Source organism: Pedobacter sp. Leaf170 (assembly GCF_920984665.1).
Lineage (GTDB): Bacteria > Bacteroidota > Bacteroidia > Sphingobacteriales > Sphingobacteriaceae > Pedobacter.
Genome location: NZ_CAKLBP010000008.1, coordinates 1 through 12061 on the forward strand (window position 1 = coordinate 1; position 12061 = coordinate 12061).

Here is a 12061-nt window from a genome sequence, read left to right on the forward strand (position 1 = left end):
TCCTGACGTAATTTATTTAATAGGCTTTCTCCTCGTCTAGATAACCTAAGGTCGTTAAAAAGTTTACTGTAATCTGTTCCAAACATGAAACAAAAATAAAAATAAAGATGTGGGTACACGGTAGGATAGGAGCGATATACTTTTTTGTTGCATTACTAATGCTTTCACAGTGACATTAACAAAAAAGATTTAGCGGATAGCCCGACTAACAATAATCTGAACTACTGCCTTTGCTTTTCAAAAAAAAACAATTACAAAATTATACCGTTCTACTTTTAACAAAATAGTAACTTTGCGCATTAATTTTGAATGAGTGAATTTTGAATGAATGAATTCGTAAAGCGTAATAAACATTCAATCATTCTCTAATTCATTAATTCAATTATTTGAAGATATGAAGAAAGTAAACGTTGGCTTGGTACAAATGACTTGTACTAATAATAAGCAGGAAAATTTAGATAAGGCGATTGCAAAAGTGCGTGATGCAGCGGCGAAAGGTGCTCAAATTGTATGTTTGCAAGAACTTTTTACATCGTTATATTTCTGCGATGTTGAAGATTATGCAAATTTTGATTTAGCCGAGGCTATTCCTGGTCCATCTACAAATGCTTTGCAGGCTGTTGCTAAAGAATTGGGTGTTGTGATTATTGCTTCTTTATTTGAGAAACGTACGGCAGGGATTTACCACAACACAACCGCGGTTTTAGATGCTGATGGTTCTTATTTAGGTAAATATCGCAAAATGCATATTCCTGACGACCCTGCTTTTTACGAGAAATTTTACTTTACACCAGGCGATTTAGGCTACAAAGTTTTTGATACCAAGTTTGCTAAAATCGGTATCTTAATTTGTTGGGACCAATGGTATCCTGAAGCTTCGAGAATTACGGCTCTGATGGGTGCAGAAATTATGTTTTACCCTACGGCAATTGGTTGGGATACAACGCAAGATGAGGAAACTAATAAAGACCAATATAATGCTTGGCAAACCATACAGCGCTCGCACTCGGTGGCGAATGGTGTTCCGGTTGTGAGTGTAAACCGTGTTGGTTTTGAACAAGATGGCGCCATGAAATTCTGGGGTGGAAGTTTTGCAACTAACGCACAAGGTAAATTGCTTTATTTAGCTTCGCATGATAAAGAGGAAACTGAAGTGGTAGCATTGGATTTAGACCAAAGCGACTTTATGCGCAAGCATTGGCCTTTTTTAAGAGATAGAAGGATAGATTCTTATCAACCAATTACGAAAAGGTTTATTGATGAGGATTAAGCAGAAAGGTTAAAGACCAAAGCTTAAAGCGAAAAAAGATAAAATATTGTCATCTTGAGCGGTGACATTCGTTATTGCGAGGCACGAAGTAATCTCATTCAATTAATATAAGGAGATTGCTTCGTGCCTCGCAATGACTAAGTAAAAACGTTAGTACTAACACAAAACAAATGTCAAATTTCCCTCCAAAAGAACTTTTAAATATTAATCAATTCGATTACTCTCCAAAACAACAGGGATATACTTTTCCTGCCGAATGGGCAAAGCATGAAGCAACCTGGTTAAGCTGGCCACACAAAGAAGCGAGCTGGCCGGGTAAAATCGAAACAATTTACAAGCCATATTGTGAGTTTATTAAAATTGTGGCAGAAGGAGAAAAAGTCCGTATTAATGTAAGGGATGAAGAAATGAAAGCTTTTGCAATTTCTGAATTAAATAAAGTTGAGGCAGATTTATCACAAATTGAGTTTTATTTTAATGAAACTAATGATGCCTGGTGCCGAGACCATGGTCCGGCGTTTGTGCTTAAAGGTAATGAAAAAGCAGTTATCGATTGGGGTTACAATGCTTGGGGTGGCAAATATCCTCCATTTGATTTGGATGATGTTGTACCGACTAAAATTGCAAAACATTTCGATTTACCCTTATTTACACCAGGTATTGTAATGGAAGGTGGTTCGGTAGAATTTAATGGAACAGGAACTGTTTTAACAACGACTGCTTGCTTGCTGAACGAAAATCGTAATCCACATTTAACTAAAGAGCAGATTGAAAAATATTTGCTGGAATATTATGGGCAAGACCAGGTTTTATGGTTGGGTGATGGAATAGTTGGCGATGATACAGACGGGCACATAGACGACATAACGCGTTTTGTTAATGAAGACACTGTCTTAACGGTTGTAGAAAGTAATCCGCTGGATGAAAACTATATTTTGTTACAAGAAAATTTAGAGGCTTTGAAAGCCATGAAATTGAAAGATGGCCGCTCGCTTAATATTGTGGAGTTGCCAATGCCATCGCCAGTAATTTTTGATGATACCCGTTTGCCTGCATCTTATGCTAATTTTTACATTGCAAATTCGGCGGTTATTGTTCCGGTTTTTGATGATGTAAATGACCAAAAAGCATTAGATATTATTCAGGGTTGTTTCCCGGATAGAAAAGTAGTTGGCATTAACTCTGTAGATATTATTTGGGGATTGGGAAGTTTCCATTGTTTGAGTCAGCAGGAGCCAACCCCCTAACCCCCTAAAGGGGGAAGATATCAATTGTTAACAATTCACAATTAATACTAACTTTACAACAGTTTAAATTTTTACACATTATATAAGAGTCCCCTTTAGGGGATTTAGGGGTTATGAAATTACTAGAAGGAAAAACAGCATTAATTACTGGCGCATCGAAAGGTATTGGTCGTAAAATAGCTGAAAAATTTGCAGAGCAAGGTGCTAACGTAGCATTTACATATTTATCATCAGTAGAAAAGGGAGAGGCTTTAGAGCTAGAATTGCAAAGTTTTGGAACTAAGGTTAAAGGTTATCGTTCTGATGCTTCCAAATTCGACCAGGCAGAACAATTAATTAATGATATTGTAGCTGAGTTTGGAACGATTGATATTGTTGTAAATAATGCCGGTATTACCAAAGATGGTTTATTAATGCGTATGAGTGAAGAAAATTGGGATGATGTAATTAACATTAACTTAAAATCTATCTTCAACGTTACAAAAGCGGCTTCTAAAGTAATGATGAAGGCTCGTAAAGGTGTATTTATCAATATGAGCTCTGTTGTTGGTGTACAGGGAAATGCCGGACAGGCGAATTACGCTGCATCAAAAGCCGGAATTATTGGTTTTACAAAATCAGTAGCCAAGGAATTAGGTTCTAGAAATATCCGTGCTAACGTTGTTGCTCCGGGTTTCATCCGCACAGAAATGACAGAGGTTTTAGACCCTGCAGTTGTTGCAGGTTGGGAGAAAGATATTCCACTAAAACGTGCTGGCGAAACCGAAGATATTGCTAATGTTTGTGTGTTCTTAGCATCAGATATGAGCGCTTATGTAACCGGGCAAACACTATCTGTTTGCGGCGGAATGCTGTAAAACAGGTAAAGGGTTTAAGGTGGAAGGTTTTCTTTCCATCCATTTAAAAATATAAAGGCGTGAGATGGGCTTTAACCCTAAACCTTACGCCTTTTAGTTTTTACCTGATTAAATACTTTCCTCCAACTTCTTTGATATCTGCTAAATTTCTATTCTTCTCAAAAGCCAAATATCCAGGTTGTAAGTTTATCCAAAAAGCTGCTTGAGTTGGAAACTGTGCTACATACTTCTTCATATTTCCGTCAGTCATTTTGAAGGGAAAAATATTTACCGGAATCTTGTCCTGGCCATTATTCTTCGCTTCAACTGCCAAAACGTAAACTTCTTTAATTTTCTCGTCGGTTAAGGGTATGCATCCAACTGTTACACAATTGCCATGAATATAAATTTCGCCGCCGGTTTTGCGATTTTTTCCCGTTCTGGTTAAATCTACATTATTTGGATAATTAATGCCCAGTGATAAATGAAAACTGCTCATGGGATTAAAAACATTGATGTGGTAGAAGCCTTCTGGCGTTTGCTTATCGCCTTCAATAACCTTTGGCCCCAGCGTACCAGAATGAGCACAGAAATCATAAGTTCGAAATAACCTGTATTTCTTTTCAGCGTCTTTTTTTAACCAAATCTCCAATTTGCTTTCAGCTTTGTATGCGTTTATCAGCATCGAAAAATTATGTCCAAAACCATCTGCTTTCAAAAATTTTTTAAGTGTTTCCCACTTTTCCTCGTAAGCTTTTTCTACTCTTTCGAATTTGATTTGGGTGGCTTTGAAATTACTTTGAGCGCTTGCCATTATACTTAAGGATAGAAAAAAGATTAGACAGATGAATTTCATAATGTTGGTTTGAGTTAAAGCTAAATATTTATTTAAAATTTTGATACATAAACACAGATTTACATGGAACTAAAAAATATTTTTTCCGTTGATTCAGTGCTTCCGTGGCGAAAAGATAGTTCGTATAATTCTTGCCTTTCTTTGCGGTTAAACACAAAATTAGCATCTTTATAAAATATGAATAGCATTTTTGCAGGTACTTCTATTTTGTATTTTCTGGGTTGCCTTGCTTTGGGTATTTTATATGGGTGGTTGCTTTATCGCAATAATAAAAACCTCGAAAAAAAACTTCAATATGGATTAACAGCAATCAGAATTGTTGTTGTAACCGCAATCGCCTGGCTTTTATTTGCTCCATTAATTAAAACCTTAAATTATAATTTAGATAAGCCTGTAATCATCATTGGGCAAGATAATTCACTGTCGGTGGGGCAAGTTAAACCTGCGGGCTTCGACCAGAAATTATACGAGCAAAATCTTAAATCTCTTCAGGATAAATTATCAGATAAGTATGAAGTAAGGGCTTATAACTTCTCGGATAAAATTAACGATGGATTCGACTTTAAGAATCAGGGTAAACTTTCTGATGCATCAGCATTTTTCCAAAAAGTTAAAGATGAATATGCCAATCGAAATGTTGGTGCAATTGTTCTGGCAACCGATGGTATTTTCAATCATGGAGGAAATCCTTTATACAACATCAATCAAATAAATGCGCCAGTTTACACGGTAGCGTTGGGCGATAGTATTCCGAAAAGGGATGTGTTAATTGCAAATGTAAATTATAATAACATTGTTTATTTGGATGATGATTTTACCGTTGAAGTTCAGCTTCAGGCATATCAAAGCGATGGAGAAAATACATCTTTATCCGTAAATCTGAATGGTGCGAAAGTTAACCAGCAGAATGTATCAATCATCGGGAATTCTTTTGTAAAAACCATGCCGATTAAGTTGCATGCAGGGAAAATTGGCATTCAAAAATACACCATTCAATTGGCTACCCTGCAAAATGAAATCACAACCCGAAACAACACGCAAACATTTTACATTGAAGTAATTGATGGCAGGCAAAAAGTGTTGTTGGCTGCTGCAGCTCCGCATCCCGATTTAAGTGTTATAAAAGAAGCCATATCACTTAATAAACACTATGATGTTAAGCTTGCTTTAGCTGATGATTTAAGCGCAATAAGCCTTTCAAAGTTTGATTTAATTATATTGTATCAATTACCAGATGGTCAGAATATTTCCGCCTCATTTTTAAAGAATATTTCCAGCTTCAAAAAGCCAATCTGGTATATTTTAGGTGCTCAAAGTAACGTGAATGCCTTTAATCAAATTCAAAATCAAGTGAATTTGGCTTCCGCTAATGGCTCCGTACAAGAAGTTTATGCTGATTTAAATAGCGCCTTTACCAGTTTTAATCTATCAGAAGAAAATAAAAAACAATTTGCTGGCTTCGACCCATTGCTGATGCCTTTTGGAAGGTTAACTGTTAATGCAAGTGCTACGCCAATATTTAATCAACGTATTGGGAAAGTAAGTACAGCGCAACCTTTGCTTTTCTTTACAAATGAAAATGGTTTAAAGACTGGTTATTTAATGGGAGAGGGATTATGGCGATGGAAATTATCAGAAGCGGAGAATGATATCAGCCAATCGGGTTTAAATGATTTAATTTCTAAAACTGTACAGTACCTTTCTGTAAAAGATGATAAAAGGAGATTTAAGGTTTTTACCTCTAAATCTGCTTACGATGAAAACGAGTCTATTCAGTTTAATGGAACGCTTTACAACGAAAGTTATCTGCCCGTAAATGAACCAGAAGTGCAATTGCAGATTAAAAACGATGCAGGAAAGTTATTCAACTATGTTTTCTCAAAAACTGAAAATGGTTATCAGCTAGATGCCGGAAACATGCCCTCAGGAAATTATGCTTACGTGGCTGGTACATCTTTAGGTGGAAAAAAATTAACAGCTACCGGAAGTTTTTACGTGAATGCTTTAATTGCAGAATATCAGCAAACTACCGCTAACCATCAATTGCTGAATACAATTTCTAAGCAAAGTAACGGGCAGCTTTTTATGCCTAATGATTTAATGAAAATTGCTGATGTCATTTTAACTAACGATAACATCAAAACCATAAGTTATGAAGACCGTAAATATGATGAACTTATCAATTTGAAATGGTTATTCGCACTGATTTTAATACTGCTTAGTACCGAATGGTTTTTACGTAAACGCAATGGAGAGCTATAACATTTCTACGTCTGAAGTTATTGAGGTTTTAGGAACCATCGCTTTTGCCATATCTGGTACTTTTACTGCTATGCAGCGCAAATTAGATCCATTTGGTGTTTTAATTATTGCCTTCGTAACTGCAATTGGAGGCGGTACCGTTCGCGATTTATTAATTGGCGATACACCGGTTGCCTGGATGCGTGACATGCAAACCTGCCTGATAATTTTATTTACAGCACTATTAACCATGTTTTTTAAAACACATGTGCAGAAAATGAAAATTACACTTTTTCTGTTTGATAGCTTAGGCCTTGGCTTGTTTACAATGGTAGGTTTATTAAAAGGTATTGACTACGATTTAAATCCCGGAATCTGCATTACCTTAGGTACAATAACCGGTTGTTTCGGAGGAATTATCAGAGATACTTTGCTCAACACAATTCCTTTAGTGTTTAGAAGAGAAATTTATGCTTCGGCAAGTATTTTAGGTGGCATGCTTTATTACTTATTGATTCAAATCAATGTAGAAAGTATAGTTGCTAAACTTACTGTAGTCGCATTTATTTTTGTATTCAGAATTATAGCGGTAAAATTTAAGCTGTCGTTACCTAAATTTGAATATTGATAAAGATGAGATTAATTCGGCTCGCTAATCTAAAAGATAGAAGTATTAAGTCGCCTAAATTTTAAAATCCTTAAATCCTAAAAATCCTGCTCTAATCTTTTTTTTCTTCACGAATAATAACAAAAACATCTTCGTTATCTTTTTTCATGAAATATTTTTCGCGTGCAAATTTTTCAGCAGTATTAAGATTTGTACTCAATTCGTTTAAATCTTTTTTAATCTGAGCGGTTTCATTTTCGAAATATTCCTTTTCCTCCTGCAATTTATTAGCCTGGCTGCGGTATTCATACTGCGACATCATATCGTTTTTATCAAAAAACAACATCCAAATGGCAAAAGCAGCAGTTGCGAGGAAATATTTATTACGGAAAAGTTCTATTAAACGCTTCATAGGTTTTAAAAAATCGTCATTGCGAGGTACAAAGCATTCTATTACGAGATTGCTTCGTACCTTGCAATGACGTAAATGTATAAAAAAACATCCGAAGATTTAAAATCTCCGGATGTTCTCCAAATAAGTTTTTCAACTTCTTAACATTAAAGCTATCTGTCATGTTGAGCCTGTCGAAACATCTTATAGAAAATTCTTCGACAAGCTCAGAATGACATACTGTTTATTTTTTTGCGTATTTGAATTTCGAACCAATAAAACGAGCATTCTCGCCTAATTCCTCCTCAATACGTAGTAATTGATTGTATTTTGCAATCCTGTCAGAACGAGAAGCTGAACCTGTTTTAATCTGTCCGCAGTTTAAAGCAACAGCTAAATCAGCAATCGTAACATCTTCAGTTTCGCCAGAACGGTGACTCATTACCGATGTATAACCACTATTTTGCGCTAAAGTAACTGCATTAATCGTTTCAGTTAAAGAACCAATTTGGTTAACTTTTACCAAGATAGAATTTGCAGTTTCTTCATCAATACCACGTTGTAAACGCGTTACGTTAGTTACAAATAAATCATCACCAACCAGTTGCACACGGTCGCCAACTTTATCAGTTAAGCTTTTCCAGCCAGTCCAGTCGTTTTCGTCCATACCATCCTCAATAGAAATGATTGGATATTTTGCAGAAAGGTCAGCTAAATATTGTGCTTGCTCTTCGCTAGAACGAATTACGCCGGTAGCACCTTCAAATTTAGTGTAATCGTATTTGCCATCTTTGTAAAATTCAGACGAAGCACAATCCAAAGCAAGGCAAATTTGAGAACCTGGTTTGTAACCTGCTGTTTCAATTGCTTTTAATACCGTTTCAATTGCATCTTCAGTACCATCGAAAGTAGGAGCGAAGCCACCTTCATCTCCAACAGCTGTAGATAAACCTCTATCATGAAGAATTTTCTTTAAACTGTGGAAAACTTCAGTTCCCCAACGTAAAGCCTCAGAAAAAGATGGTGCACCAACCGGCATAATCATAAACTCTTGGAACGCGATAGGCGCATCAGAGTGAGAACCACCATTAATGATGTTCATCATCGGAATTGGTAAAGTATTTGCATTGACACCGCCAATGTAACGGTATAGAGGCTGGCCAATTTCATCAGCAGCAGCTTTAGCAACTGCTAAAGAAACCCCTAAAATAGCATTAGCACCTAAGTTACCTTTGTTTTCTGTACCATCAAGTTCCAACATTAATTTATCAATAGCGTTTTGCTCAAAAACATCAATACCTCTTAAAGCCTCGGCTATTTTAGTATTTACGTTTTCAACCGCCTTTAAAACACCCTTGCCTAAATAAGTTGCTTTATCGCCGTCACGTAACTCAACCGCTTCGTACTGGCCTGTAGATGCACCACTTGGTACAGCTGCACGACCAAAAGCGCCTGCTTCAGTTACAACTTCTACTTCTATTGTTGGATTACCCCTTGAATCAAGGATTTGTCTCGCATGGACATTAACAATTATGCTCATTTTATTTGATTTTTATTGATTTTTTAACCTGCTTAGTGTACAAAGTACAATTACTAAGTTTAAAATCAAAGTTAGTATATTTTTTAAATAAATAAAGCGTTTAGGGCGTTAATGTTACGATAGTAATTCTGCAATTTCCGTCACGCTGAATTTATATCAGCACCTTGTTTTTGTAAAGCAATATCAGTGATACTTAGGTTAAATCAGTCCCGCTTTTCCTGTCCTCCGGCAGGCGGGCGTCCAATTTTTTTATTTTCTGTCAACTTTCGCCATTTCCGTCATTGCCTACCTGCGGCAGGCAGGCGAGGATGTACAATGTGATAATCTTTTTCTGAATTACGACAAAAAAGTATTTCCACTTCAATCGGGTTTGGATAACTTACATTTCTGCTAAAAAAACCACCCCGCCCTTTGGGCACCCTTCCGAAGGAGGGGAATTGCAAGTCGCATAAAATGCAATTTAACTAAAACGAATTTTCAAACGCTAAAATTTGAAAGCTCATCAGCTAAGACAAAAAACTAGAGATGCTGAAATAAAACTCAGCATGACGATTGAGTGAAATACCCCTATTTCAACGCATCCAAAACCCTAAACAATTTTTTATTAATTCCGCTACCGTTATAATTATTTATGTTAATTACAACAACATATTTATTGCCCGAAGCGTCAGTATGATAACCTGCAAAGGCAGAAACATCATTAATGGTTCCGCTTTTGATTTTCATACCATTATACTCTGGCAAGCCCTTATAAAAATCGGTGAACCAATTTTCTTTTTGGATTTGGAATAAAATACTAGCCATTGCAGCAGTTGTAACCCTATCGCCCGGCGAAAGTCCGCTCCCATCAATAATATTCAAAGCAGATTTATCAACGCCTTTATTTGCCCAGAAATTAATTTCTGTTTCAGCACCTTTAGCGGTTGTCGCTGCCTTACCACCTTTTAACGCAATCGTTTTCAATAAGGTTTCTCCGTAAAGATTAACGCTCTTTTTCAAAAACCAGTAACTTATTTCACTCAATGTTGGAGAACTTATGGTATTTATTTTTTGCGTTACTATTGGAACAGTTTGTTTATTCAACTCCATCAATCTTGCAGTTGTAGCTTGTAATGTTGTAGAAATGCCTAATCGTTTTAATGTATCTTGTAAACGGTAAGCACAATCAAATGCCGGGTCGGGTAGGGCAACAGAAATGCCCGGTTTACCAATACCCATGCCCCAACTGCCTCGTAAATAGGCAACATTGCTATAGGGTGGCAAAAAAGCATAAGTTCTATCTTCACTACCAGATGCACCTGTTTTTAGTTCATTTACAATTTGAATATATGGTGTTTCGGGAACCGACTTTATTATTTTAACACCCTCAGCTGTGCTTGAACCTGGTTTTAAGTGGATATCAAATTGATTTTCTCTCCAAGCTAAGCCTGATGTTCCTGCACCATAATAATTGCCGATATCTTGCCAAACCCAGCCTTCAGGTGTAGTTTGGGTTCCAAAAATTCTATCATCTCCAATAATGGAACCTTCAATTTTTTTAATGCCTGCCGCTTTTATTGCCGCAACCCATTGATTTAAAACTGCATTTTCTCTGTTTTGATATCTCCACGAGCCTAAAGTAGGGTCGCCACTACCAGTAATAATTAAATTTCCTTGTAATGTTCCATCGGGCGAAATATTTCCTGAATAACCAAGGGTGGTTTGATACTGAAAATCTTTACCTAAAATGCTAAAAGCTGTTGCCGCAGTAATGGTTTTTAAAGTTGATGCAGTCGCCAAGCCAATCTGCTCGTTTTTTGCAAAAAGAACTTTTCCGGTATTAGCATCTAATACGCATAGCGAAGTAATGGCATGTTTTGCTTGTTCATCAGCCAGTAAGTTATTAAAAGCTTTCTCCAGGTTTTGGATTCGGTTTTGAGCAATACAATTTATTGATAGGAAAATTAAAAATGTGGCAAACTTTAAAAACTTCATTTTATAAAATTAATGGAAATAAAAAAAGTGATGTGTAACAAACACATCACTTTTAAGGTTAAGCCTATAAGGTTTTAAAACCTTGTAGGTTTAAAAAATTTATACCAATTCTTTTTGCAAAAGATATTCAGCGATTTGAACTGCATTGGTTGCAGCACCTTTGCGTAGGTTATCTGCAACAATCCAAAGGTTTAAAGCTTTGGGAGCCGATTCATCTCTACGAATACGGCCAACAAAAACCTCGTCTTTTTCATGTGCGTCTTTTGGCATTGGGTATTTTAAGTTCGCTACATCATCTACAACGATAATACCAGGCGATTTTTCTAAAATACTACGCACTTCAGCTAAATCAAAATCGTTTTCAAACTCAATATTTACCGATTCAGAGTGACCGCCCATTACCGGAATACGAACCGTTGTTGCGGTAACTTTAATGCTGTCATCGCTCATAATTTTGTTCGTTTCCTTAACCATTTTCATCTCCTCTTTGGTATATCCATTATCCATGAAAACATCAATATGAGGAAGAACATTTAAGTCAATTTCATAAGCATAAGCTTTTGGTCCATCAATCCCCTTACGCTCGTTCATTAATTGCTCAACAGCTTTAACGCCAGTTCCGGTAACGGATTGATATGTAGAAACCACTACACGTTTAATTTTATATTTATCGTGCAAAGGTTTCAAAACAACAACCATTTGGATGGTAGAACAGTTCGGGTTTGCAATGATTTTATTATCAATAGAAAGTTCGTGTGCATTAACTTCCGGAACGATTAATTTTATCGCCGGATCCATTCTCCACGCCGATGAGTTATCGATAACAGTTGTGCCTGCTTCTTTAAAACGTGGAGCATGCTCTAACGAAGTGTTGCCACCTGCAGAAAACAATGCGATCTCTGGTTTCATGCCAATTGCAGTATCCATGCTAACGATTGGGAACTTCTTACCCTTAAAAGTAATTTCCTTACCAACACTCTTCTCAGATGCTACGGGAATTAACTCTGTTAAAGGGAAATTTCTTTCCTCCAATACTTTTAACATTACGGTTCCAACCAAACCGGTTGCACCTACCACTGCTACTTTCATTTTAGTTTTT

Annotated in this window: 10 protein-coding genes; 5 read left to right on the forward strand and 5 right to left on the reverse strand. The window is 36.5% G+C overall.

Annotation, left to right across the window (positions count from 1 at the left end):
* Positions 1-394: 394 nt before the first annotated feature.
* The 3 genes from LUA90_RS17200 (at position 395) to fabG (ending at position 3374) form a co-directional block, all read left to right on the forward strand.
* The gene (locus LUA90_RS17200; protein WP_231463376.1) at positions 395-1270 is read left to right on the forward strand and encodes a carbon-nitrogen hydrolase; all 876 of its coding nucleotides are present in this window, start codon (positions 395-397) and stop codon (positions 1268-1270) included.
* Between the two features lie 170 nt (positions 1271-1440).
* Positions 1441-2517 (forward strand): agmatine/peptidylarginine deiminase, encoded by a 1077-nt coding sequence (locus tag LUA90_RS17205; RefSeq protein ID WP_231463374.1) that lies wholly within the window; start codon positions 1441-1443, stop codon positions 2515-2517.
* Positions 2518-2630: 113 nt separating this feature from the next.
* Positions 2631-3374, forward strand: a complete 744-nt coding sequence (gene fabG, locus LUA90_RS17210) for a 3-oxoacyl-[acyl-carrier-protein] reductase (protein ID WP_231463372.1) — start codon at positions 2631-2633, stop codon at positions 3372-3374.
* 100 nt (positions 3375-3474) lie between these two features.
* On the opposite strand, the gene LUA90_RS17215 is transcribed toward fabG, so the two are convergent.
* On the reverse strand, positions 3475-4209 hold the full coding sequence (locus LUA90_RS17215) for a murein L,D-transpeptidase family protein (protein ID WP_231491883.1): 735 nt from the start codon (positions 4207-4209) through the stop codon (positions 3475-3477).
* 177 nt (positions 4210-4386) lie between these two features.
* Here LUA90_RS17215 and LUA90_RS17220 point away from each other — a divergent pair, with 177 nt between their 5' ends.
* Together LUA90_RS17220 and LUA90_RS17225 are read left to right on the forward strand one after the other, a co-directional pair.
* Positions 4387-6471, forward strand: coding sequence for a hypothetical protein (locus LUA90_RS17220; protein WP_231463369.1), 2085 nt, complete (start codon positions 4387-4389; stop codon positions 6469-6471).
* Positions 6458-7078, forward strand: a complete 621-nt coding sequence (locus LUA90_RS17225) for a trimeric intracellular cation channel family protein (RefSeq protein WP_231463367.1) — start codon at positions 6458-6460, stop codon at positions 7076-7078. Before LUA90_RS17220 ends, LUA90_RS17225 begins: the two co-directional genes overlap by 14 nt.
* 91 nt (positions 7079-7169) lie before the next feature.
* Here the strand turns inward: LUA90_RS17225 and LUA90_RS17230 are convergent, their stop codons facing one another.
* The 4 genes from LUA90_RS17230 to LUA90_RS17245 all read right to left on the reverse strand — a co-directional run bounded on the left by LUA90_RS17230 (position 7170) and on the right by LUA90_RS17245 (position 12051).
* A complete protein-coding gene (locus LUA90_RS17230) occupies positions 7170-7469 on the reverse strand; it encodes a septum formation initiator family protein (RefSeq protein ID WP_231463365.1) in 300 nt (99 codons plus the stop codon).
* Between the two features lie 223 nt (positions 7470-7692).
* Positions 7693-8988, reverse strand: coding sequence for a phosphopyruvate hydratase (gene eno, locus LUA90_RS17235; protein WP_231463364.1), 1296 nt, complete (start codon positions 8986-8988; stop codon positions 7693-7695).
* Positions 8989-9555: 567 nt separating this feature from the next.
* Entirely contained in the window at positions 9556-10962 is a 1407-nt protein-coding gene (gene dacB / locus LUA90_RS17240; RefSeq protein ID WP_231463362.1) for a D-alanyl-D-alanine carboxypeptidase/D-alanyl-D-alanine-endopeptidase, read from the reverse strand.
* A gap of 99 nt (positions 10963-11061) precedes the next feature.
* Entirely contained in the window at positions 11062-12051 is a 990-nt protein-coding gene (locus tag LUA90_RS17245) for an aspartate-semialdehyde dehydrogenase (protein WP_231491885.1), read from the reverse strand.
* Positions 12052-12061 lie beyond the last annotated feature (10 nt).